Genomic DNA, 22,450 nt, shown 5'->3' with positions numbered 1-22,450 from the left:
TTTTTGAGTATACCTAAAAAGTAGCAGAAATCAGACACGGGTAGGCTTCGTTGCTGGCGAGTATGCTAGAATGAAAAATATAGTTCTGAATACCGGCCTCTTTAAGAAGGTGCAGCATAGTCAAAGGACAACCCATGAATACCGCCATACTGGACTACCGCATTTCCGAGTTTGACACCCGACAGCAAGCCGACGATTACGGCGCTTGGTTTCGCAAAAAGGTTGAAGAAGGACTGAAATGTGAAACCTACCATACGCATGACGAGGTGCTGGGGAAGTTGCACCAACGCCGTGCGGAGCGTCAGAAATCATGCTGAACGTCATTTGGCGGGATACGGAGTAGAAAGAAAGACTGGAGATTCGGCAGCCTGAGAATGGCTGCCGAATCTGTTTAAGTGTGCCAAATAAAGTGGCTGCCCTCAAGGCAGCTGTCTTCCACCGGCCAGTATGCACCGGCATCAAGAATAGAGACTGCTCCCGTCCAGCCATTTGAGCAATCGCGGCAGCAACTAGCGGGTAGCGCCATAGCCTTAGCTTTTATTGAAAATAATTCTTACTTCTATTATTATCCATACACCGTATCACTTCGGCTATATCCCTATAAACAATAGGGAATTTAATCTTTCTTCTGTTTCTCTTCCCTCATATGACAACCCAATCTTTTTGCCCCAAGCTATTGGTCGTGCTGCTGACCGGTGCCTTTGCCCACATGCAGGCCGCCGCCGACACCCCCGCCGCCAACGGCAGGGAGCCTGCCTCCGCCGAACTGGAAACCATCGAAATCAAAGGCCGACGACCCGATCAGCGCGGCGCCGACGACGTATACCGCAAAAACGTCTCCAACGCCTATATCGGCAAGGAATACCTCGAACGTTATCGGATCAATGCCGCCGGCGACGTGCTCAAAGGCCTCAACGGCGTGTACAACATGAACACCCGCACCGCCGGCGGCGCCATCACGCCCAACATCCGCGGCATCACCGGCAAGGGCCGCATCCCCGTTACCGTAGACGGCACCGAACAAACCGTCGACGTGTGGATGAACAACTACGGCGTGGGCGACCGCAACTATCTCGACCCCGCCCTGTTCCGCAGCATCGCGGTGGAAAAAAGCCCCGCCCTCACGCGCGGGGTGAAATCGGGCGTCGGCGGCGCGGTCACCATCCGCACCATCGAAGCCGACGACATCGTGCCGGAAGGGCAGAAATTCGGCTTCCAGCTGAAAACCGAGTTTGCCAACAACAGCACCCGCCCGGCCAACAACCTCAACCAATGGCTGGGCTGGGAAGACTACAGAACCCTGCCCTTCGGCGCGACGGCGGACGGCGCGGGCGGCGGTTTCGACCCGCTGACCGGCCAGCAAAGCCCGCAGGCACTGGTGGCCGACGGCCTCACCCCGCCCGCACACAAAAGCGGCCGCGACAATTGGCGCTTCGGCGGTGACCGCAGTTATATGGCTGCCGCCGCCTTCAAAACCGAACTTTCAGACGGCCTTGCCGCCTACAGCTACCGCAACAAAGGCAACTACTTTGCCGGCACCAAGGGGGCGGAAGGCTACCTGCACAATCCGGTATACGACCTGCAACGCTGCTACGACCAAGGCGGCAGCGATTTCAACTGCAAAAACTCTGCCACCTTCGTGCCCAATATGGCCAAGGTCTACCACCCCGGGGTGGAAGTGCTCAACAGCAACACCGAAACCAAAACCCTACTGTTGAAAAACAACTGGCACCTGCCCGGCAGCCACAACCTCGGTTGGCAGTATATGCGCACCGACGTGCGCTTCGGCGAAATCAACCCCTTCCACACCACCTATGTGATGAATATGGAAGAGCATAATCCCAGCAGCCGCCCCAAAGAACTGTCGCCGCAGATGCAGAGCATCGATTCCACCATCCGCACCGATACCTACAAACTCGGCTGGGCCTGGAAGCCGGAAGGCAGCCGCTGGATCGACCTGCAGGCCAACCTGTGGCGCATCAAAACCAACTCTACCCGCCACCAGAGTGGCGGCATGGATTTGTCTTCCGCCCGCCCCGATCCCTTCTACGACGTTTGGTATTGGTGTACCCAACGCGGCCGGATACCGCCCGAGCACGTCGACAACTACAGCAGCTGCAACGACCTGATGAATGATTTCGGCGTCAACGGCCTGACCAAAGAACAGGTGTTGGCCATGACCCCGAACGACAACGGCCAATTCCGCGTGCTTTCCGGCGCCGAGCAGAAAACCCGCGTCAGCCGCACCGGTTTCGATATCAGCAACCGCTTCCGCCTCAGCGACCGCCTGAGCATGACCTTGGCCGCCGATTATCAGAAAGAGAAACTGGCGGAGGAAGTGGAAATCGTCAATTCAAAAGACCTGTTCAATCTGGCCGGTATGGCCACCGGCCTGACCAAGCTGGCCGGGCCCAGGGGCGGCGAGCGGCGCGAATGGGGCACCAATTTGGTGTTCGACTGGCAGGCCACCGACCGCCTGAAAATCTCCGCCGGCATCCGCTACCACAATTTCAAAGGCTTCGACCGTGCCTTGGCCGAAGGGCGGGCGCGGCATGATCCGCGCTATCGGGCGGGCGGGCCAGGAGGGAACAGCATATATAGGGCGGGGGCCTATCTACCTTATATGGAATTGGTAAGCGATCAGGAACAGCGCGACTGGGATGCGGTGGCCGAACAGCGCCGTCAGGCTTACCAATCGGGCAATACCGCCGCCATTGCCGCCGCCGAGCAGGCCATACAGGCACATGGTGCCAGGTATAACTTGCCCAAATACCAAAATTCAGACGAATACTACACGGACGCGTATCGCCGGATTGATAGGAATGGGTTTGTAAATCACTCCTACCATTTATCAGGACCTCCTCTTACTCATCCTGATGTCCCTTTGTATCGGGTTCATCCGGTGTTCGTCCCCTATGTCAATGGCAAACTGGACAGCAGGGTATGGGATCAACACCACCGCTTCGGTATGTTTGAAGAAAAAGTAGACAACCCGCAGGGATTAAACGGCAGCTACAACCGTTATTGGCTGCACGGAAACCGCTTTCCCCATGCCTCAGGTTATTACGGTTGCGAGAAAGACATCCCGGGCTGTGCCATGCTTCGGCGTAAATTAAGCGATAGCAGTGAAGGCACACTAGTCCCGGGCTTGGATCAAGGCATAGTGACCCGCAGATACACCGAAGAGCAATACTGGGCAATGCCCAAACCGATACGGGCGCATGCCTGGGCGCCGACCATTGCCGTCAGCTACGATTTAACCGACAACAGCCGCTTGTTCGCACGCTACGCACAGATGACCCGCTTCCCCAGTGTGTATGAGGTTGGCAGTTTTTATAATGATGTGGCTTATGTCGGCAAGCCGACAGCGCCGACTTTCCGCTTCAAACCCGAACGCAGCCGCAGCTGGGAAATCGGCTACAGCTTTAATTTCGCCCCCTATTGGAGCAAGTTGCGCGCCGGCGATGTGCGCCTGACCTACTACCGCAACCGGATTGAAAACGTAATCGAAACCACCGATTATTTCCGCACCACCCAATACGACCGCAAAGACACCGCCGGGCTGGAATGGCAGAGCCGCATCGATACCGGCCGTTTCTTCGCCTCCCTCGGTGCTACCTACCGCCTGAAACAGCAGATGTGCGACCGCGATATGGCTTTCGATTTCGACCCCTACGGCTATAAAGGCGTGCCGGTCTGCATCGAGGGCGGCTACGGCAGCACGCGCGGCTATCAGGCCTTGCAGCCCAAATATTCGATTAATCTGGATGCCGGTGTGCGCCTGCTGGGCGAACGGCTTGAACTCGGCCTGCGCGGCATCTACCATAGCAGCGTCAATACCAAGCAATACGACGCCCTGTTACAAAAAGAATTGGGCTATATTTTCAACACCAGCGGCAAGCCTTACCATTGGCGCCCTTCCCTGACTTGGGACGTGTACGGCCGTTACCAGCTGCACAAAAACCTCAACGTCAATCTCGGCATTACCAACCTGACCAACCGCTACTATCTCGACCCGATGTCCAACGTGCCCGCCCCCGGGCCCGGCCGGACGGTTACTTTCGGCCTCACCGCCAAATTCTAGCCATTAAGGCTACCTGAAAAACACCGTTTGCTATACAGCCGGAATTTTCAGGTAGCCTGACCGGCACACCGGCCGAAAACAGGTCGGCAGAACGATAACGATACAGACGCATCACGGAACCACACAAACCCGACCACCCCCGCCTTTCGGGGCAATGGTTTTTACCGTTTTTTCCGCCTTCGGGCGGCAACAAAACGGGGTTTCTCGTTTAATCTTTTTATAAGGAGACAATTATGTCTATGCGTAATCAAACCTTGTTGGCCGTATTGTTGTGCGGCGTTTTCGGTGTGGCTGTGGCAGCACCCGGTATCCGAGAATACGGCGGTTCTTCCGAGCTGGATAATGTAGACCCTGGTATGTCGGAGGCACTGCCTTTCGGAGCCGGCGAGGCCGGTTTGCGCTTCACCAGCGGCAACCACTGGTCAACCAGTATCAATCTGGAAAAAGGTCCGGTACAACATATCCGCGCCAAATATAATGACCGCAATAAGACACCGATACCAATTAACGGTACTGATCCGTATGCCAACGTCAATGGCACACGTAATCCGCAATATCTGACGTTGCGCGATGTCGCCCCGGTTATCGGCTGGTTCTACAATCCGAAACTAGGTCAGGTGTGGTATGAAAACCGCCACAACAACACCGAAGTGTACAGCGTGCGCCAGATAGCTAACCCGGCAATCCCCGCTGCGCCCAAGTTCGGTGGCCTGGTGATTGCCAAAGTGCCGGGTATGAGTGAAGGCAACAACGTGTTCTTTGGTGAATGGGCGCCGCGCGCCGGCAACCCGCCGCAAAACAGCACCGACCTGAATATGGCGGATGGTAAACGCACCGTTTGGTATGTGGGCGACAATCCGACCCAAAATATGCCGGTACTGTCCGGAGCCACTTATAACGTGCTGGGTGTGAATAAGCATACCCCGGGTCAGAACGACTTCTATACCGGCGTGCTCACCGCCAGCTATGGCGCAGGTAAAAACGAACTTTCCGGCAGCATTTCCCGCCCCGGCGACAGCGTGAAATTTGACGGTACCAATATTCGGAGCAACGGTACGTTTGACAACGGTAAGGCTGACGAACGCATTACCGGCCGCTTCTACGGCAGCGGTGCGGAGGCTCTGGCCGGTATTGTGGATCGTACGGGTGTCGATAGGGACATTGCCTTCGGTGGTAAGCAAATCCCGCCGCAATAATCCCGTGTGTTAGACCCGTAAGATGGGAAGGGCGGTCTCTGAAGTACTTCGGACCGCCTATCGCCAATCGAATAAACAATCAATCAAACCAATGTTCAAACCGTTTTCAGGTAGCCTTTTCCGGAAGAGGTTACCTGAAACAAAATGCCGAAAGCCACGTCCATGAACAAGCCGCTCCTCCTCGCCTTGTGCCTGCTGCTGCCCGCCCTTGCCCATGCCGACGATCCGGCCGACGAACGCCGCCGCCTGCTTGACGAGGGCACTCGCGAAACCCGGCAATACCGCGAAAGCGGCTGGCTTGGCGGGCAGGATGCCACCGTGGAAAACGACAGCGGCTACATCAAGATAGGCGGACAGGTTTATGCCGTCGGCGATACGGCCGAAGAACTGGAAAGCGCCCTGTATTACGCCGTCAACCAGCAGCAATGGCACAAGGTGGAACAATTCGCCGCCCGCTACGCGATGTTGCCGCAGCACAAACCGGCGTTACTTGACTTGGCCGCCGGCCTGCAGGCGCGCGCCCGGGGCGATTACCGCCTGGCTGCCGCGCGGCTCAAACGTGCCGCCGCTGCCGAACCCGGTAACGCCCGCATCAGCCTCGAACTCGCCCGCGTCTATACCGAAGACAACCAAAACCGCGAAGCCGCCGCCGAGTTCCACCGTGCCGTAGACATTGGGCTGCCCGAAGAAACCCGCGCCTTAGTCGGGCAATATCAGAACGAATTGGCCAAACGCCGCGCCTGGCACGGCCAAATCAGCATTGGCTACGGCCACAACGACAACATCAACCAGGCCGACGGCGGCCGGCAGTGCGTATGGCAAATCGCCGGCATGTGCCTGCTCGAACGCCTGTTGCCCGAACCTGTCGGTTCAGCCATGTGGCAATACAGCGCCACCGCCTTGCGCACCATCCCGCTCGCCGGCCACCACGGCCTCCACCTGCGCGGCTTGGCCTACGGCACCCGCTACCGGCGCGAAGATCCCCAACAGTCAATCGCGCCCGACTACAGCTACCACACCACCGCCCTGTATGCCGGCTACGATTATGCCGACATCCGCAACCACTTCGCCCTGCTGCCTTATTTCGAACACGACTTCCGCAACCGGCACACCCATTACCGTGCCTGGGGCATCGATGCCGAATGGACGCATACCCTTTCCCCGCGCTGGCGGACCAGCCTGCGCGGCGGTGCCAAACGCCATCATTACAGCGGGCAAAACCGCCGCTATTTCGATGACTACAGCCAATACGAAGCCGGCCTCGGCGCCGAATGGGCCGCCGGATCAAGCTGGGGGCTGTTCGCCAATCTGGACGCCGTCCGCAAGGCTTATGCCGAAGAAGCAGCTTCCAGCCGCGAATACGCCGTCCGCCTCGGGTTCTACAAAATGTTCGGCCAAACCGCCTATGCCAATCTGTTGCTGATGCACCGCCGCAGCCGCTATGATGCGGCCAGCTTCATCAGCAACGGCGAGCGGCGCCAAGACAAACAATACACCGCCGTTGCCGCGCTGGGCTTCCCACGCTGGCAGTGGCACGGCATTTACCCCGAGCTGCGCTTCAAGCACACCGTAAACCGCAGCAATGCCGACTACTACCGCTATCGGCAAAACGAGGTGCTCGTGAACCTGCGTTATCGGTTTTAATGGTTCTTTGTATTACTAAAATCCGTTATTGGGAAACCCATTGATGGTAATACAGACGGCTGCCTTAAAGGCAGCCGTCTGCTTTATTGCCCGGGTTGCGGCCGGTTTTCAGGCTGCAATCCCAGTCGTTCCTTCAAATACTGGTACAGGTCGCGACCGTCCTCCACCGGCCAGTATGCGCTGGCATCGAAGGTATAGTCCGTTCCCGTCCAATCATTGACGAACCGCACATAGAAAATCAGGCAGCCGTTTTGACCGTACGAGGTAATTTCCAAACGGCTCTGACGCAGTTTTCCTTCATAACCGTCCGAATAGACGGCGATGCCGATGGCGACGTGCTCGAACAGCCACGGGTGTGCGCGGACAACGGCCAAAGCCTGATGCAGTTTTCCCATATCGATTTCGATACAGGCATCGGGTAACTCGAAGTCGTGCTCGTCGCTGCGCCAAAAGTCGTCCAATTGCGGGCTGCCCGGAGGCAGGTGCAGGACCAGCTTTTTGCGGCCGTCGTACGAATCGGTTTCCGCCGTGAAGCGGGGTTGCTTATCGGTTGTCATAGGGTTTCTCCTAAAACAGGCAGGAGAAACCCCGGCGGGGCTTCCCCGCCAAGGGTTGAAAAAAAGAAAAGGGCTGTCGTCAGACGTACCTGGTTTTTGCTTTGCAGAAGCTCGCGCTGTCTGCTTTCAGGCGGCCTTTCCGGCCTTACTCCTCATCGTCGTCTTCCGAATAATCCCAGCCGAAATGTTCTTCGGCGAACATGCGGAATTCTTCATCGGAACAGGGATAGTCGTGCAATATGCCGTCTTTGATTTCGTAAGTGCCGGCAAAACCGCCGCCTTCGTCGATGTAGCGGATTTCCAGCTGCAAATCGGGAAAGCGCTCGGCAATGGCTTCGTACACCGGCTCCGGCGGCGACCAGGCGGTATCGAACTCGAGATACAGTTCTCCCTCGTCCAGATAGCCGATATGCTGATGGTAGGCATTCCACTTGGTGCCCCAGTTGCGGTTACACCATTCGTACCAGGTCGGGCTGCCGTACAGTTCGATATTGCGTTTGATCTGTTCGGCGTAGTGCAAGTCGAGCCCGCATTGTTCCGCCAATCCCGGATGCTGCCCGAACACTTCTTTCAGGCGGCCTACGGTGGCGGTTTCCCAGTCCAGATGGCCGGCCGTCAGTTCCCGGATACGGTCGATGCAATACAGCTTGGCCGCCTCTTCGCCGGCAACCGGCAGAACGTCGGCCAAGGCATTCCATATCTCCGCCCGGTAGGTGGCAGAACCGAATTCGAGATGCAGGGACGCCGGCATCGGGAGGATGCCGTTGAAATCGACGATTACCTGAGGCAGGTCATCGCGGCCGTAACTGTCGGCCTCACCTGGAACCAGCAGGGCTGCCCGGAAGGCGGCCAGTGATTCGGCCGGACCGGTGACGGTGATTTGGTTGGTAACATGGTTAGGCATGATAAAGCTCCTATAAAAACGGAGCCGGTCCGCCCCGAAGGGCGGAAACGGCCCCTCGGGGTGGAAAAAAGTTACCGCCGGACAACCGGCGCACATTTCAGGTAACAAGTGCTTTCAGAAAAATCCAGACAGCCTATTTCAGCTTGTCCAAGTAGGTTTTGACGGTATCGCAGGCCCAGCGGTAAACCAGTTCCCAACGGACTTTTTCAGGTTGTTCCAGCACCACGTCGGCGTTATAGCCGAAGTCGTGCAGGGCCAGTCCCCGGTTCATCATCCAGTTGAATACGGTTTCGCGGTTGCGCGCGTACAGCCATTGCGCATCCGCTACCGACAGGGTCTGCGCCAGCACGGTGGCATAGTTGCCCTCGGCGTATTCCACGTCTTTGAGCAGGTAGGCCAAATCGTCGTAGCCGGGCAAAGCGGCTGCCGGAACCAGCAGGAAGGGATCGTTTTCGTCGGGCATGGCGGATTCGACGGCGCAGACGGCCAGGCAGTAGCCGAGCGTCCGGCCTTCCATCACGCCGACGAACACTTTCGCCGCCTCTTCGTCCGACAATTGCCGGGCGAAGTCCGGCCGGCAGAAAGCATCCAGCCAGGCCCGGGTATCCGCCTGCGGCGGGATGAACACCGCTGCGGTATAGCTGTTATAGCAGCGGCTCGGCCCGGAGCCGTGACGGTTTTCATTGGCCACGTACTCGGCCACGGGCTCGAGTACGGACAGCAGGTTTTCGGCATAGCCGAGCGTACGCAGCCTTTGGCGGACAAGGTCCTCAGGGGATTGTCCGGGCTGTAAGGGCGGCAGGGATGTACCGTTTAAAGCCTCGGCGGCAGCTTCGGCGGTTTCATACTGACTGTCGAACCAGACGATATAGCTGCCGGGTTCGTAGGTTGCAGACGGTTGCATGGCAGGTCTCCGATGGAATAAAAGCGGGAAACCTGCCCGTTGCGGGGCAGGCTGTGCCCCGCAGGGTTGATAAAAAAACCGTGGCCGCACGGATGCGGGCGGTACTGTTTAACGGTTGTACCGAAGCAGTTGCGGACTGCCGGCCGGATTGCCGAAGCAATTCATGCAGACGGCCTGGGTGTCAAGCAAGCAGCCTGCATGAAGTCCCTCGCAGGGTTGATGAAATTTTCAGGCAGCCTCAAAAGAGGCTACCTGAAAATACGGGTTGGAAATATCAGACCTGTCCAGGCCTATTTGATGGTCAGCACATCGCCGAAACCGTCGCTGCCGATGGTCAGGTCGATAGCGCGGATACTGGGGACGAAACGATCGAGCGCGGTGGTGGTCACGGTAATGTTGCCGTCGTCGCCATGCTGCTCCTCTGCGGTCGTTACCTTGGTCTTGTAGGTGCTGCCTTTGACCAACAGGCGGCGGCCGTCGGCGGCGGTCACGATACCGCTTACCTGGCCGGCGGCCAGCGCCAGGGCGGCGTGCCATTGGCCGAGCGCGCACAGCGGCCGGCGTTTGTCCGGCGACAGGGCTTCGGCAAACCATTGCCCGAAATGCGGCCACAAGGTCTGCGAACCCAAGGCGGCCAGTTCTCCGGCCAGGCCTGCCGCTTCCACCTTGAAGCTGATGGGGCGGAACGGCTTTTCCGGCGAAGGCGGCACTTCGTAACAGCAGTCGGCTGCGGCTTCGCGTATCGGCAAGGCGTTTTCAGGCTGCATCAGCACTGCCTGCTGCCGTTTGGCCAAAGACCGGCCGATGTCGGCGCGCAGGCGCGGTTTGATGCCGAAGATGACTACCTGTTTGTAGGTGTCCACGGCCGCGTGGTACATCCGCAGTTCCGTAAAGCGTGAGGCGATTTCCCGGGTAAAGGATTCGCTCAGCGACTGCACCGGCACGATCAGCACCAATATACCGCCTTCCTGCAACACGTGCATGGTTCGGTCGAGAAACACCTGTTCCAGCCGCCGCCCGCTTTCGGATGACAATTGGTCGCGATTGGCATAACCGTAAGGCGGATTGAGGAACAACAGGCCGACGGTCTTGGGCTGCAACAGGCAGTTTTCGATATCGGCACGGACAACGTGACCGAGTACGGCCGAAGCATCGGCCGCACGTTCCGCATCCAGTTCCACGCCGAAACTGCGGCACAACGAACCGCAGGCCGACAGATGCTCGGACAGCTTGGCCAAAGCCGCACCGGTACCGCAGCAGGGATCGAAAATGCGGATATCGCCGCCGCCGATATCGAGCCGTGCGGCAATGCCGGCCAAGGTTGCGTCATCGGTCGGGAAATAGCCGTTGTCGGCATGGTTGTTGGCAACGCGAGGGTGCATCAGATGGTTTTGAGACATGGGGAAGGCTCCTGTAAAAAAACGGGAGCCGCACGGGAGCGGGCTCCCGTGGTTGGGGGAAGAAAACCGTAACCGCACGGATGCGGGCGATACTGTTTAACGGCTGTATCGAGGCAGTAGCAGACTGCCGACTGTGGAAACAGGCTTTTTCAGGCAGCCTTATTCAAAAAACTGCCTGAAAAAGCCCGCTTGCGCGGGTAAAAGGATCGGCGTGTTGTATCAGTTTGGGCGTTCCACCAGCCGTTTGGCCAGCTGCACCTCAACCGAATCTTCGGCTTGGTTCAGGATGTCCAACCCTGTATCGGGCATGTCGCCGGAAGTGGATTGCGCTACAGCGATTTTCTGCCCCATCAGTTCCAAGCAGATTTGCTGAGCAGTATCCATGTAACCGGCAAAATACACCTCTACAGGTTCACGCTGACCGATACGCCAGGAACGTCTTGATGCTTGCATCAATGAATAGACGTTGTAGCCTGTCTGCATGAAGTAGATAGTTGGAAAGGCTAACAGATCAAGGCCGGTTTTAACCAGTTCTGGATTGCAGATGACAACCTGACAACCTTCATCCAACCGGTCATTTACCCAGTCCTCTCGGGCATCAGCTTTAACTGAGGCTCGCATCACGGCGGCGTGGATACCGTGCCGTTTCAGAATGGCTTGTAGGCGGGATGTGGTATCACGGCTGTCAGTATATGTGGAATAGACTAGGCAGCGCCGACCTTTGGCCAACTGCTCCTGTACCAATTCCAGCATATCTGCCTCTTTGGGAGATAGCTCGTCTTCACCGAATACTGCACCGGTTTCAAACAAAACCTGATTGTTGCTTCGCCAGTACACCTGTTCGGCTTGAAAACAGCAATCCGGCCAGGCCAGGAGAGCGTTGGTTACGACCCCTGTCAGTGTGTTATTGCCTTTGGCCAATGCTGCTTTCAGGTAGCTTCTCAGCGTAGACGACATTTGCCGGTATACAGCTTCCTGCTCGTCGCTCATCGCCACTGGGCGGAAGGTTTCGGTGTAGGAAGGCAATACGCCGGCATCAATGTCCCTCAGCTTCAGGAACACCGTAATCGGCAGCACATAACGCATGATGCCTAGCGGCGAGAAACCCGGTGCTTTAGCAGTGCGTACTTGGCTGCGCTTAGCTCGCGCGCTGACAAACGAACCCTGGCTGTATTCGCTACCTGAACCGTATGTCTTGACGATGTCTTTTAACACGCCATGTTGGCGCATGAATGACATCGAAGCAGCGGCCAGCGAACCGGATTTGTTGTAGCCGAAGCCGTCTTCCAACATAGCCTGCGGATAGAGCCGCCACAGCAGGTAGAACAGGTCTTCCGCGTAGCCGCCCATCAGGGTACCGGTCAGGCACAGCACTTTGCGGGTGCAGCGTGCCAGCACGCCCATGGCCTGCCCTTGCGCGGTGCCGTAGTTTTTATACTCGTGCCCTTCGTCCACCACCATCAGGCCGAAATAGTTTTTCGGCAGGTAGCGTTTGATGAACTCGGTCGGCTGGTAGCCGCCTTGGCCGAGCGAGAACTCGGTTTTGCCCAAGGCACGTTCCAACCGGGCGGCATGGCGGTCGTCGAAGACGAGCTCGCCTTCGCCGTCCAACAGGTTGGAAAAGGCCTGCACGTTGTTTTCCAAAATACCGGCCAACATTTCTTCCCCGAACTGCTCGAGCAGCTTCTGCGCACCTTTGCGGCCGATACCCGGCAGGCCAGAGACGGTTTTCAGCACCTTGTCGTACACGGTCGATGCCGTAGCGGTATCGGGTCGGCACAAGGTCCACAGCGGCTCGCCGCACGGTTTGCCGTGCAACTTGTTGCGGCAGTAGCGGCGCTCTTTGGCCAAATCCGCTTGGATGGAAGCGTCGAAGCCGTAAGGCTCGCCTTCATCATCCAGGATTTCGCCGCCGCATTTCGGGCAGCAGAACACCGGCACGGTGCCGTAATCGGCCTCCAAGCGTTTGCCGGTGCGGTAGGCCGGCCGCCAATGGAAGCCCATCCGCATCCGCACGCGGCCGAGGATGAAGAATTCCGGCACATCCGGCTTCTGCTGCATGGCGCGGATGCGCAGCAGCTTGGCCAGCGTGTCGGTACCGTTCAATATCCAGACCCGCGCACTGGGCACGGTTTGCAGGATTTCCCGGCGCCATTTGTACACCAGGTGCGGCGGGCTCAGTACCAGCGTGCGGCACAGGCCTTCGGCATGGGCGACCGCTGCGGCCGCGATGGCCATCATGGTCTTGCCGGTGCCCATTTCCGCATTGATAACGGCGGCCGGCTTGCCTTCGACCAGCAGCTGCTGATTGACGGCACGCACCACTTCGCGTTGCGCGGCAAACAGTTTGCGCGACAGGCCGTCCAGCACACGCTCGTGCAGCGAGTACTGCTGACCGTGGTACACCGGGCGGTTCTGCTCGGTTACGGCGGCAAACAGGCTGCCGCCGAAGTCGGCCAAAAAGTCGGATAAGGACAGTTCGTTGGCGGGTGTTTCCGCAGGAAGGCTGTCTGAAAGAACAGCCGTATCTTGAGACAGCGTTTCGCCGTAAGAAGAAATTTCGGGGTTTTGCATGGTGGTTCTCCATAAAAAATGGGCGCAAAACCCCGCGAACGGGGCATTGCGCCCCGTTGGGGTGGAGGATCCAGGAGGATCGGATAAAAAAACGGATCAGCCCAGCACATTATCCGCCCACAGGCGGTATTGCTCGGGCAGAGGTTCGGTGCAATGGTGGATGGCTACGGCCAGGCAGTAGTCATCAGTTTCCTGTGCTGCCTGACCGAATGTCATCCCGCTGCCGACATAATCGTCGAACGCACAAACCTGATAAACAGAAGGCTCGCTGTAGCTGGCTTGTGCCTTCAGGGTGGCCACGGTGTCTTCCGTAACCAAAGCATCGGCATCAAGCTCGGCAAATTCGAAGCAAGCGGCCATATCATTAGATAGGCAGATGACATCGCTGCGGTGGTAGTCGGGATAATGCTGCTCGACAAATTCCCAGTTCAAACCAAGTTGGTTCATGACTCATCCTCCTCTTCATTGTCAGTCAGTTGAAAGAACTGCCAATAGTCGCGGATGTCGATACCATTTACAGAAAAATGGCTATCGGTGGCATTGACGAAATAATCCACCTGCCAATCCGGCCAACGCTGATTAACGGCCTCTTTCAGACGACCTAATACTGTGTGTTGGCAGAGATTACCGAAATGGGGAATTTCGTCGCAAAGACGAGCTCGTTCCCACACATCGTGCAGCAGCGAGTCTTCCGCTTCCGGCTGGAGCCTGTAGAGGATTCGCTGCCACTGATCCAGCGCAGGGCTGGTTCCGTCGTAAATAAATCGGGCATACATGGTGTACTCCTGAAAAAAGCGGCAACACCGTGCCCGACGGGGCGCGATGCCCCGCAGGGTTGAAAGAAAACCGTAACCGCACGGATGCGGCTGATACTGTTTAACGGCTGTATCGGGGCAGAAGGCAGTCTGCCGGCTGTTGGAACAGGTTTTTTCAGGTAGCCTTTTCCCAAATAAGGCTGCCTGAAAAAACCTGCTTGGAAGCAGGTTCGGAAACAACCGCAGGGCGGCGGGTTCAAACAGGCGGCAATTGCCCGCTTTTCAGCCAACCGCCGAGCATCATATCGAAGTCATGCGGCAAGCTAATGCGGCAGGCTTTGATGCCAACCAGGGAAGCTTCGCTGCCCATACCGGGCCGGAAGTATTGCAGGCTGCCCGCTTCCTCCAGTCGTGTGGCTACAAAACCTGCCCAGGCATCATCCAACGGAATGTCGGAGAGGCGGTTGAGACAGGCCCAGACCAATGGCTGCATATCAGCCGACACATCGTCTGCCACCACCCATGCGCTGCGGCTGTCGCGGTCGGGTTCGACCAGCTCGCCGCAATACAGGAAGGTGTGCAGCAGCACGCCGTACTGCCGGGTGTGCAGCTTGGTGGTGCGCCTGTGTAGGTTGGAGAAATGGCGGGCGGTGCGGTGTGCCGGATAGTATGGCCGGTCTTCAGGTAGCCTGAAACTGATCGGTTCCTGGTCGCCCTTATTGAGCCGCGCCAACAGCGACAGCATATTGGCATCGCGGCCGTACAGCGAAGCAAACATCAGCCGTTCGTGCAAAATGAAGAAGGCATCGGCAAACAGGTCGCCACCGGAAGTCTGATACAGCTGCATCATTCCTCCTTACGCCGCCTGGGGCAGAAACCAGGATTGGTTGTTACCGTCGAAACGGTAGCCCGCCTCCTTTAAAGCGTCGCGCAGTTGACGGAACAGGGTTCTGTCCTCAATCGATGCGTCGAGCTTGATGTAGGCAGCATGGTCGGCCAACAAGCGTTGCAGCGTAGCCATATCGGCCACCGCCTCATCGTCGTCCATCGGCGGTGCGGCTTTGGCAGCAGGCTCTGCCGGAGTGGCAGCCGCTGCGGCCGGCGGGTGGGTTTCTTCGTCTTCGCCAACGATTTCGGCCACCGCCATCGAGGTGCTGACCTGCACCTGCTCACTCTGCGCCATAATCTGCAAAGCATCCCAGTCCAAATCGGCACACAGGCTGACCCAAATCTGTCCTTTGGAAAAGTTAGACTGGTTGTAGATGCGGGTAACGATAAACACCCCCGAATACGCACCCTGGTCGAACTGTTCCAGCACGCGGTGCTTGATTTTGAACACGCCGACATCGGTATTCAGTTCGGCCACGGTAAACGGTCCGTTGCGGCCGTTGCGCTCGATGACGTTGAGGGTTCCGGGTAAAGAAAAAGACATATGCGCCTCCTAGGCAAGATAAAAACGGGGACGCATACCCGCAGGTATGTTCCCCACGGGGTTGGAAGAAAACCGTGGCCGCACGGATGCGGCTGATACTGTTTAACGGCTGTATCGGGGCAGAAGGCAGTCTGCCGGCTGTTGGAACAGGTTTTTTCAGGTAGCCTTATTTGGGAAAAGGCTACCTGAAAAAACCTGCTCGGAAGCAGGTTCGGAAAATCAGGGCTGCGGCCAGTTTCCGGCATCCAGCCAGGCCTGCGCCTCCTGATGGGTTTCCCAGTATATACTCTCGCGGGAGTAGGGTTGTGGCCAATCGGGCATTTCGAGGTCGAAACATTCGCGGCCGATATAGAAACCGGCGGTAGAATGCAGCACGCACGGCCGACGGGCAATATAGACTTGGCCGTTGTTGTCGAAAACGAAATCCGAGGCGGGGAAAAGATGGGTATTCATGATGCAATCTCCAAAAGAACAGGGGTACACCCTCCCTTTTGGGATGTGCATCCCCAAAGGGTTGAAAGAAAACCGTGGCCGCACGGATGCGGCTGATACTGTTTAACGGCTGTATCGGGGCAGAAGGCAGTCTGCCGGCTGTTGGAACAGGTTTTTTCAGGCAGCCTGCAATCAGATAAGGCCGTCTGAAAAAACCTGCTCGAAAGCAGGTTGGTTGGAACAGAAACCGTCCAGTTAAGCGTAGTATCCAGCCTCTTTGCGTAAGGCTAACTCGGTTCGCGCCTGACGCATGGCATCGGAAAGCTCGACCAGACCAGGGAAGTTTTGGTACACCCACCTTCCCGCCTGACGCAACTCCTCAGTTTCGCCGCGTTCGGCATATTCGGCCAGCATCGCCAGCACCGTATCGGTGTATTCGCGATCCAGGCTCCATAGCACTTCGCCGGCGGAAAAAGCGTGGCAGGGGTCGTACAGGGACAAGATGCACTTGGCCAAGGCGATCTGACCGCTGGTTCCGGGATGTTTGCGCACCAGCTCGAAACCTCGTGTATAAGGGCTCATCGGGGATTTCTCCTTGTCGGTTTTCAGGCTGCCTAGGCAGCGGGTTGGTAATAGCAGGAAGTCCAGGCGGAACTGCGGAACGACATCCGCGCGGCAAAACCGGCGGTATTGGCCAAGATGCTTTTCAGCCTGCGGAATACCGCCTGCATTTCGCGGTGCAGCCCACCACCCTCAATCGAACGGATGGCCGAAGCCCAACGTGCGCGCTCGGCAGCCGTACAGGCCTGCCAGTCGATTAAGCCGTATTTCCGTTCCGGAAATAGCGGGTTGTCGGACAACACAACATGGATTTTCTCCTGCCATTCGGCATTGGGGGTGACTACCAATGCAATGCGGTCGCCGTAATAAGTCGGTGCAGCAATTACGGCCATACGGCCGCATTCGCCCAGCAATTCCTCATGGCTGTTGAAGCTGCTCCTGCAGACATCGTGTTGATAGCGGTAGCATGGTTCGGTAAAACCGTTCAGGTATTCCAGCAGCAGGCTGCGGATATCCTCGCGGATGCTGTCCTGAAAATCCGGATCGAAATCCGACAAGTCTTCATCGCGTGCATATCCCCACTCGTCCACATAAACCATCAGGTTGTATTGGTCGGAATGGTCGTCGCGCAAAATAGGGGAAGAGTAAGAGTAGTTTCCGGCACCCATGGTGCACCTCCGGTATGAAAACGGGGAGACGCCGGCACCCTTGCGGGGACAGCGTATCCCCGGCGGGTTGGAAAAAGACGATTAGGCTTCGTTAGTGTCGCAGGTGGCAAAAGCCAGCAGCAACACGGCAGACAAAACCATCATCGAGAGAGAGGCGGTACGGTCGGATTCAGGCCCCCACAGGGCAAACGACATACCGAAAAACAACGATAAGCCCATAAACAGGCCGATCAGCATGGGGCAATACCGCACGATGGCGGCGGTCAGTACAGATTTGCGGAACATATCCGTCTCCTTGAAAAAAAGGGGATGTGCCCCGCATGGGGACGTAATCCCCATAGGGTTAAGAAAAAACCGTGGCCGCACGGATGCGGCTGATACTGTTTAACGGCTGTATCGAGGCAGAAGGCAGTCTGCTGGCTGTTGAAACAGGTTTTTCAGGTAACCTTAATTGGGAAAAGGCTACCTGAAAAACCTGCTTGAACACCGTTAGGCGATGAGGAAGCCCACCCTCAGAAGAGGGTGGGAAAAGGTTTACGGTACACAGCGTGAGCAGTGTAGGGAGAAGGCAGTCTGCCGACTGTCGAACAACTTACCATGCGGCTCTTGCGTGCAAAACCGCATGGTAAGTTGCCCGTAAAACGGGCAACCCTTGTGAACAAAGGCGTTTAAGCCAAAATATCAAGTTGTACCAATCCACAGTTCCTGTGGAAAAGTACAGGTAAAATGTATTGAAGTACCGATTGTTAAAGAACAAAAGCATCAAGCCTAAAATTTAGGCAACTGCTATTTAACTGCTTAGCAGTACCCGCCCGAGAAGACGGGCACGAATAAACAGTCAAATTTATGGTTGTAAGCCTGCGGTTGTGAAGGGAGCCGCCACCCTGTTTCGGAAAAATGGCTGAATGCCGATGATGCTGACCACAGTACCGTCGCCGACCGTACTGTGGTCAGCATCATCAGGCAGCTAGAGAGGAGGAGGGATTTTTCCGGCGGGGCCGGATAAAAAGGGGAATTTAAAGAATTTGGTTTGAGGAAAGCCTGCGCCGCCGGGGCAGCGGTACGGATTCAGGCAGCCGTACGGTGCGATAGGTTTGCCAAGCGTTACTGTATCAATACGGCTTGGCAAACCCACCGGAGTGGGTTTGAAAAGGGTTATCGGTTAATCCAGTTTGTCTAAATGATGTCTGGCACGAAAAGCTGCCTTTTCTTCTTCGCTCATGCTATCAGAGATTTTTTTACCCTCAATAAGCATATAAGCTACAAAAGACAAGCCTATGCAAGCCACCATCAGGGTCAGAAATAGCTGAATCATCATTTCCATCCTTTCAGGATAAAAGCAGTCGTCCACAATATAGCACAAAGAACTAGGCTGAGTAAAAGAACTATTATTGCCAAGCCAAAATGCCAATCGTATTTGGTTAAACCAAACCAAGCTTGTGTAACAAGAAAAACACCGAGAATATCGAGTTTTGCTGCAACTGCATCGGTTTGTTTCCCAGTCCACTGATTTCTTTCCAGAAACAGAAAAATGCGATCTTTGGATTTCCGATGGGATTCACGGAAAAGGTTCAGGTTCATAATACTACGCTCCAAAAATACAAGATAAAAGCCGGAGCAAACGAACCCGAAAACCGGGGATGTTTGCCCCGGCGGGGTGAAGGAGAGGAAGTTTTCACTTCCCCTCAGGCAGACGGACTGCAGGTTGAAACGTTACTTAGGCGGCAGCATTTTCAGATACTGGGGCTTGGGTATCGTTTTTTTCAGTGTACCAAACTTGGCGATTGACCTTGATGAACTTGAATTTCAACAACCGGGCGTCAATAGACGGGGTGTTTACTTTTACAGGCTCGTTTTTGTCATTTTTCGAGTTGGTCTCAAAAACAACAGGGCGAAGGTCACCAACACGGAACCCAACAAATACGGTGGGGCGGCGTTTGTAGTCGCTACTGAGCAAATCCGGAAATTCTTCCAGCAGCTTGGCAAACAACTCTTTAGCTTTCCCGCCGACGATACGCACGTCAAAACGTGATTTTTCGTCAGCATCTCCGTGAAGGGCTTGGATGGTACAGGAAAAGTACTCGGAACCTCGTTTGCCTTGAACCACGCGAGGGCGGTTCATAAAACCGACACCGTCGGCGGTCAAATCGAAGTAGGCGGGTACGTTCTGAACTTGGTTAGACATGATGTAATCTCCAAATAAACAGGGGATACACCACGCCCGTTTGGGGAATGAGTATCCCCAAAGGGTTAAGAAAAGAATGCCTGCTTGAGGCAGATTGAAAAAACCGCAAAACCGACGAATCGGTTTGTGTGCTTGAGCGGCTGCACACCTTTGCTTTTTGAATGAAAGCAACAAAACATTGAAATACGGTTTAATCATGCTACTGCTCGCTGGTTTTGTCAAGCACTATCATGATGTTTTATGTTCCTATCTTCATTACCCTCGCCAATTGCGTACCCTGCCTGTATCCAGGTGGATAAAGCTGCTGTAAATGCCAATACCTCCAGCATTGAAGTGCGCTGCCATGGAAGTTAGTTGATTCAAGCTAATACCACGCATGGTCAAATCAACGGCTCTGCCATAAATATGCATAGAATTTTGTGCAGCCCCTTCAATGGTGGCATTGCGCCGTCGGGTGCGGTATGCGCTGTTGATCTGCAGTAATGGATTGGACTTGCCCGCAATTCGAGCCCATTCCTGCAAGCCATATAGCAGGTTAAGTAAACCAATATCGATATTGGTTATAGCATTGCCGTCTTTGGCATCACGTAGCAGCCAACGGGCGGCCATGTAGCCGTTTTGCAGGTAGCCTTGGCCAGCCGCGTAGAAGCGTACGCTTCTACGCTCGCCGGTGTCGGTACGCCGGATATCGATCAGGCGGTCGCGCCGCCAAAAGTCACCGTTATCTACGGCCAATGCCTCGTCGGAGAACAAGACTGTGCCCGAGCAGAGCGCTAGAGCAGGGGCAGTTCTGATAACTGTACCGAGAAACTGCCGACGGTTGAGGACGTTCATGATTATTTCTTTCTATCAGTCGGCATTTCCGCCGGAGCAGACTTCTTTTTGCTTGCTATATCAGCCTTGGCTTGTGCCACCTGGCGGCTGATCCAGGCAGACTGATGGTGCATAAATTCCGCCAAACCGAGCTTCCCGGACTCAATGCCGCCGAGAGCCAGTTCCCATTTGGCGGTGGTAACCGGATCGGCCAATGCTTCGGGTATGAGGGAAATCAGCCGTTTCCCTTTGTCAGTGGCCGAAACCTTGCGCCCCTTTTTCTCCAAATATCCCATTTCATACAACCGCTTCAAAATATTGGCCCGGGTGGCTTCCGTGCCCAATCCTTCCGTGGCGCGCAGCACTTTTTTGATTTGTGCGTTGTCCACCGTTTTCAAAAAATCGGACAAGGTCTGCATTTCGTCCAGCAGCGAGGGTTCAGTAAAGCGTGGCGGCGGGACGGTCTTTTTGTGGGCGGCATCGGCGGAACGGCAGCGGACGGCTTCGTTTTCGTCGACCGGCGGCAGGGCAGCACTGTCTCCTTCTTCATCCCCTCCCGCCACTTCGTCTTCCGCCTCTTCCCCCAGCAGGCTTTTCCAGCCCGGTTTGACCGGTTGCCGGCCGACGGTACGGAAGCGGTGGCCGCAACATTCGACTTCTATCGTGCTGGAGTCGTATTCGCAATCCGGATAGAACTGGGCGATATAGCGGTTGCGGATCATCAGGTAGATATCGCGCTCCGCTTTGCTGAGTTTAGATAAATCGATCCCGGCCTGGGTGGTCGGAATGATGGCATGGTGCGAGTGTTTGTTGACCTGGCCGTCGTTCCAGACCCGAGAAGCCCGAGCCGGATCGGCCTGCTTCAGCACATTGCCCAAAGAAGGATCCAATGACAGCATGGCGGCAAATACGGCCGGCACTTCGGCCTGCTGCGATTTGGGCAGGTAGCGGCAGGGAGAACGCGGATAGGAAGTGATTTTGTGCTTTTCGTACAGTGCCTGAGCGATGTCCAACACCTTATCGGGGCTGAGACCGAAACGGTTGCCGGCGGCCTTTTGCAGGGCAGACAGGCTGTAGGGCAGTGGTGGCGGGCTGTGTTTGCGTTCGGTTTTGGCGGCGGCGATGCGGCCGCTGCTGTCCGGCAGTGTGGCCGCCAACTTGTCCACAGCCTGCTGGTCGGTACACAGGCCGTCTTGGTTTCTCAGGGCATCAGGTATCTGCCACAGCGCCTCAAAGCTGCCGGAGGCTACCTGAAAAACCGCACGCAGGGTGTAGTAGGGATAAGGTTTGAAGGTATCGATGGCCGCATCACGGCGTACCACTAAAGCTAAGGTCGGCGTTTGAATGCGTCCGACCGACAAGGTATGTGCTTTGCCCCGGCCTTCGGCATAGGCAGCGGTATAGGCGCGGGAGAGGTTCATGCCCACCAGCCAGTCGGCACGCGAGCGTGCCAGGCCTGCCTGATACAGGGTTTCGGTTTTGCCGCCGGGCATGATTTTGCCCAATGCCTTTTTTACCGAAGCCGCATCCAACCCACTGGTCCAGAAGCGGGACACTTTACCGCGATAGCCACAATACTCCAGAATCTCGCGCCCGATGACCTCACCTTCGCGATCAGCATCGGTAGCAATAACAACTTCATCCGCTTCGGCCAGTAGGGTACGAATGACCTTAAATTGTTTGGCTGCAGAATCGGAGACCTCCATCAGCCATTTGTCAGGCAGTAATGGTAGAGCATCTGTGTTGCCGAAATCGGCATAAATCTCCCCATAGGCGGCAGGCATGGCATTGGCCAACATGTGGCCGAAACACCAGGTAACAGCCGTGTTCCCTTTGCGGAAGAAACCGTTATCCCGACCGCCCAATACACCGAGTACTTTGCCGATGTCTTTAGCCTGAGAAGGTTTTTCACACAAAAACAGCTTCATCATTATGCCGTTTGCACAATGCAGGTTAGGCTACCTGAACACTGTATCCATCTGAATCAAAAGGTTGCCGTGAAGAAACCGATAACAATGGCACCACCCAAAGTTGCGCCTACCACTACAACCAATACCGTCAAAAAGGCCGAGAATTTGCCCATCATGGATGAAATAATGGCGATAACTAAGGCGATGATGGCGATCAATGCCCCCATGGAACCGGTCAATTTGTCATTTACCCAATCGACCATAGTAGAAAAAGTGGTATCTGAACCAGCAAAAGCTGGAGCGGCCATCAGACCGGTCAGCAAGAATAGAAATACCTGCCGGGCTTTGTTCTGCCAATGGCCAACGAAGTTGCACAAATTGCGAAATAGTTTGAGATTTTGCATGATGTTTCCTTTATGAAAGTGTGGCCT

Annotated in this window: 23 protein-coding genes; 4 read left to right on the top strand and 19 right to left on the bottom strand. The window is 56.1% G+C overall.

The window, feature by feature from the left end; genetic code table 11:
* The first annotated feature begins 134 nt into the window (after positions 1–134).
* The 4 genes from H9Q10_RS06075 to H9Q10_RS06060 all read left to right on the top strand — a co-directional run bounded on the left by H9Q10_RS06075 (position 135) and on the right by H9Q10_RS06060 (position 6,924).
* A complete protein-coding gene (locus tag H9Q10_RS06075; RefSeq protein ID WP_064087635.1) occupies positions 135–317 on the top strand; it encodes a hypothetical protein in 183 nt (60 codons plus the stop codon).
* Between the two features lie 329 nt (positions 318–646).
* Entirely contained in the window at positions 647–4,084 is a 3,438-nt protein-coding gene (locus H9Q10_RS06070; protein WP_197903080.1) for a TonB-dependent receptor domain-containing protein, read from the top strand.
* A 233-nt stretch (positions 4,085–4,317) separates the two neighbouring features.
* A complete protein-coding gene (locus tag H9Q10_RS06065; protein WP_197903079.1) occupies positions 4,318–5,280 on the top strand; it encodes a Slam-dependent surface lipoprotein in 963 nt (320 codons plus the stop codon).
* A 162-nt stretch (positions 5,281–5,442) separates the two neighbouring features.
* Entirely contained in the window at positions 5,443–6,924 is a 1,482-nt protein-coding gene (locus H9Q10_RS06060) for a surface lipoprotein assembly modifier (RefSeq protein WP_197903078.1), read from the top strand.
* A gap of 83 nt (positions 6,925–7,007) precedes the next feature.
* On the opposite strand, the gene H9Q10_RS06055 is transcribed toward H9Q10_RS06060, so the two are convergent.
* From H9Q10_RS06055 to H9Q10_RS05965, 19 genes are all read right to left on the bottom strand, one after another.
* Complete coding sequence (locus H9Q10_RS06055; protein ID WP_064087639.1) at positions 7,008–7,481, bottom strand: hypothetical protein; 474 nt, start codon at positions 7,479–7,481, stop codon at positions 7,008–7,010.
* 145 nt (positions 7,482–7,626) lie between these two features.
* Positions 7,627–8,385, bottom strand: a complete 759-nt coding sequence (locus tag H9Q10_RS06050; RefSeq protein ID WP_064105327.1) for a DUF1281 family ferredoxin-like fold protein — start codon at positions 8,383–8,385, stop codon at positions 7,627–7,629.
* A gap of 133 nt (positions 8,386–8,518) precedes the next feature.
* On the bottom strand, positions 8,519–9,289 hold the full coding sequence (locus tag H9Q10_RS06045; protein WP_064087641.1) for a hypothetical protein: 771 nt from the start codon (positions 9,287–9,289) through the stop codon (positions 8,519–8,521).
* Positions 9,290–9,579: 290 nt separating this feature from the next.
* A complete protein-coding gene (locus tag H9Q10_RS06040) occupies positions 9,580–10,689 on the bottom strand; it encodes a DUF6094 domain-containing protein (protein ID WP_064087642.1) in 1,110 nt (369 codons plus the stop codon).
* A gap of 219 nt (positions 10,690–10,908) precedes the next feature.
* Positions 10,909–13,263 (bottom strand): helicase-related protein, encoded by a 2,355-nt coding sequence (locus H9Q10_RS06035; RefSeq protein WP_197903077.1) that lies wholly within the window; start codon positions 13,261–13,263, stop codon positions 10,909–10,911.
* 96 nt (positions 13,264–13,359) lie between these two features.
* Positions 13,360–13,710 carry a hypothetical protein gene (locus H9Q10_RS06030; RefSeq protein ID WP_064087643.1) on the bottom strand — a complete coding sequence of 117 codons (351 nt, stop codon included), beginning with the start codon at positions 13,708–13,710 and terminating at the stop codon, positions 13,360–13,362.
* Positions 13,707–14,039: a hypothetical protein gene (locus H9Q10_RS06025; protein ID WP_064087644.1), complete on the bottom strand. Its 333-nt coding sequence runs from the start codon at positions 14,037–14,039 to the stop codon at positions 13,707–13,709. Before H9Q10_RS06025 ends, H9Q10_RS06030 begins: the two co-directional genes overlap by 4 nt.
* Positions 14,040–14,274: 235 nt before the next feature.
* On the bottom strand, positions 14,275–14,868 hold the full coding sequence (locus H9Q10_RS06020; RefSeq protein WP_153717618.1) for a hypothetical protein: 594 nt from the start codon (positions 14,866–14,868) through the stop codon (positions 14,275–14,277).
* A gap of 6 nt (positions 14,869–14,874) precedes the next feature.
* Positions 14,875–15,450 carry a DUF3275 family protein gene (locus H9Q10_RS06015; protein ID WP_064087646.1) on the bottom strand — a complete coding sequence of 192 codons (576 nt, stop codon included), beginning with the start codon at positions 15,448–15,450 and terminating at the stop codon, positions 14,875–14,877.
* Positions 15,451–15,669: 219 nt separating this feature from the next.
* Positions 15,670–15,903, bottom strand: a complete 234-nt coding sequence (locus H9Q10_RS06010; RefSeq protein WP_064087647.1) for a hypothetical protein — start codon at positions 15,901–15,903, stop codon at positions 15,670–15,672.
* A gap of 234 nt (positions 15,904–16,137) precedes the next feature.
* Positions 16,138–16,464: a hypothetical protein gene (locus tag H9Q10_RS06005; RefSeq protein ID WP_064087648.1), complete on the bottom strand. Its 327-nt coding sequence runs from the start codon at positions 16,462–16,464 to the stop codon at positions 16,138–16,140.
* Positions 16,465–16,496: 32 nt separating this feature from the next.
* Entirely contained in the window at positions 16,497–17,111 is a 615-nt protein-coding gene (locus H9Q10_RS06000; RefSeq protein WP_064087649.1) for a hypothetical protein, read from the bottom strand.
* Between the two features lie 81 nt (positions 17,112–17,192).
* Positions 17,193–17,396, bottom strand: a complete 204-nt coding sequence (locus H9Q10_RS05995) for a hypothetical protein (RefSeq protein ID WP_049258627.1) — start codon at positions 17,394–17,396, stop codon at positions 17,193–17,195.
* Between the two features lie 877 nt (positions 17,397–18,273).
* Positions 18,274–18,429, bottom strand: a complete 156-nt coding sequence (locus tag H9Q10_RS05990) for a hypothetical protein (protein ID WP_153716077.1) — start codon at positions 18,427–18,429, stop codon at positions 18,274–18,276.
* A complete protein-coding gene (locus H9Q10_RS05985) occupies positions 18,426–18,692 on the bottom strand; it encodes a hypothetical protein (RefSeq protein ID WP_197903076.1) in 267 nt (88 codons plus the stop codon). Before H9Q10_RS05985 ends, H9Q10_RS05990 begins: the two co-directional genes overlap by 4 nt.
* Positions 18,693–18,828: 136 nt before the next feature.
* Entirely contained in the window at positions 18,829–19,494 is a 666-nt protein-coding gene (locus H9Q10_RS05980; RefSeq protein WP_231105384.1) for a DUF3577 domain-containing protein, read from the bottom strand.
* A gap of 57 nt (positions 19,495–19,551) precedes the next feature.
* Entirely contained in the window at positions 19,552–20,130 is a 579-nt protein-coding gene (locus H9Q10_RS05975; protein ID WP_081258968.1) for a YcbK family protein, read from the bottom strand.
* A gap of 2 nt (positions 20,131–20,132) precedes the next feature.
* Positions 20,133–22,040 (bottom strand): DNA topoisomerase 3, encoded by a 1,908-nt coding sequence (locus H9Q10_RS05970; protein WP_238480152.1) that lies wholly within the window; start codon positions 22,038–22,040, stop codon positions 20,133–20,135.
* A gap of 53 nt (positions 22,041–22,093) precedes the next feature.
* On the bottom strand, positions 22,094–22,423 hold the full coding sequence (locus H9Q10_RS05965; RefSeq protein WP_064087651.1) for a TrbC/VirB2 family protein: 330 nt from the start codon (positions 22,421–22,423) through the stop codon (positions 22,094–22,096).
* Positions 22,424–22,450 lie beyond the last annotated feature (27 nt).

This window comes from Eikenella glucosivorans, from assembly GCF_016025525.2.
In the GTDB taxonomy this organism is placed as follows: domain Bacteria; phylum Pseudomonadota; class Gammaproteobacteria; order Burkholderiales; family Neisseriaceae; genus Eikenella; species Eikenella glucosivorans.
The sequence above is the reverse complement of the archived record's forward strand: the minus strand, read 5'-3'. Positions and strand labels throughout refer to the sequence as shown.

What these genes read in the sequence shown, in the direction of transcription:
- H9Q10_RS06075 (WP_064087635.1), top strand. Translation starts at nt 135, where the DNA reads ATGAATACCGCCATACTGGACTACCGCATTTCCGAGTTTGACACCCGA.
- H9Q10_RS06070 (WP_197903080.1), top strand. Translation starts at nt 647, where the DNA reads ATGACAACCCAATCTTTTTGCCCCAAGCTATTGGTCGTGCTGCTGACC.
- H9Q10_RS06065 (WP_197903079.1), top strand. Translation starts at nt 4,318, where the DNA reads ATGTCTATGCGTAATCAAACCTTGTTGGCCGTATTGTTGTGCGGCGTT.
- H9Q10_RS06060 (WP_197903078.1), top strand. Translation starts at nt 5,443, where the DNA reads ATGAACAAGCCGCTCCTCCTCGCCTTGTGCCTGCTGCTGCCCGCCCTT.
- H9Q10_RS06055 (WP_064087639.1), bottom strand. Translation starts at nt 7,481, where the DNA reads ATGACAACCGATAAGCAACCCCGCTTCACGGCGGAAACCGATTCGTAC.
- H9Q10_RS06050 (WP_064105327.1), bottom strand. Translation starts at nt 8,385, where the DNA reads ATGCCTAACCATGTTACCAACCAAATCACCGTCACCGGTCCGGCCGAA.
- H9Q10_RS06045 (WP_064087641.1), bottom strand. Translation starts at nt 9,289, where the DNA reads ATGCAACCGTCTGCAACCTACGAACCCGGCAGCTATATCGTCTGGTTC.
- H9Q10_RS06040 (WP_064087642.1), bottom strand. Translation starts at nt 10,689, where the DNA reads ATGTCTCAAAACCATCTGATGCACCCTCGCGTTGCCAACAACCATGCC.
- H9Q10_RS06035 (WP_197903077.1), bottom strand. Translation starts at nt 13,263, where the DNA reads ATGCAAAACCCCGAAATTTCTTCTTACGGCGAAACGCTGTCTCAAGAT.
- H9Q10_RS06030 (WP_064087643.1), bottom strand. Translation starts at nt 13,710, where the DNA reads ATGAACCAACTTGGTTTGAACTGGGAATTTGTCGAGCAGCATTATCCC.
- H9Q10_RS06025 (WP_064087644.1), bottom strand. Translation starts at nt 14,039, where the DNA reads ATGTATGCCCGATTTATTTACGACGGAACCAGCCCTGCGCTGGATCAG.
- H9Q10_RS06020 (WP_153717618.1), bottom strand. Translation starts at nt 14,868, where the DNA reads ATGATGCAGCTGTATCAGACTTCCGGTGGCGACCTGTTTGCCGATGCC.
- H9Q10_RS06015 (WP_064087646.1), bottom strand. Translation starts at nt 15,450, where the DNA reads ATGTCTTTTTCTTTACCCGGAACCCTCAACGTCATCGAGCGCAACGGC.
- H9Q10_RS06010 (WP_064087647.1), bottom strand. Translation starts at nt 15,903, where the DNA reads ATGAATACCCATCTTTTCCCCGCCTCGGATTTCGTTTTCGACAACAAC.
- H9Q10_RS06005 (WP_064087648.1), bottom strand. Translation starts at nt 16,464, where the DNA reads ATGAGCCCTTATACACGAGGTTTCGAGCTGGTGCGCAAACATCCCGGA.
- H9Q10_RS06000 (WP_064087649.1), bottom strand. Translation starts at nt 17,111, where the DNA reads ATGGGTGCCGGAAACTACTCTTACTCTTCCCCTATTTTGCGCGACGAC.
- H9Q10_RS05995 (WP_049258627.1), bottom strand. Translation starts at nt 17,396, where the DNA reads ATGTTCCGCAAATCTGTACTGACCGCCGCCATCGTGCGGTATTGCCCC.
- H9Q10_RS05990 (WP_153716077.1), bottom strand. Translation starts at nt 18,429, where the DNA reads ATGATGATTCAGCTATTTCTGACCCTGATGGTGGCTTGCATAGGCTTG.
- H9Q10_RS05985 (WP_197903076.1), bottom strand. Translation starts at nt 18,692, where the DNA reads ATGAACCTGAACCTTTTCCGTGAATCCCATCGGAAATCCAAAGATCGC.
- H9Q10_RS05980 (WP_231105384.1), bottom strand. Translation starts at nt 19,494, where the DNA reads ATGATTAAACCGTATTTCAATGTTTTGTTGCTTTCATTCAAAAAGCAA.
- H9Q10_RS05975 (WP_081258968.1), bottom strand. Translation starts at nt 20,130, where the DNA reads ATGAACGTCCTCAACCGTCGGCAGTTTCTCGGTACAGTTATCAGAACT.
- H9Q10_RS05970 (WP_238480152.1), bottom strand. Translation starts at nt 22,040, where the DNA reads ATGATGAAGCTGTTTTTGTGTGAAAAACCTTCTCAGGCTAAAGACATC.
- H9Q10_RS05965 (WP_064087651.1), bottom strand. Translation starts at nt 22,423, where the DNA reads ATGCAAAATCTCAAACTATTTCGCAATTTGTGCAACTTCGTTGGCCAT.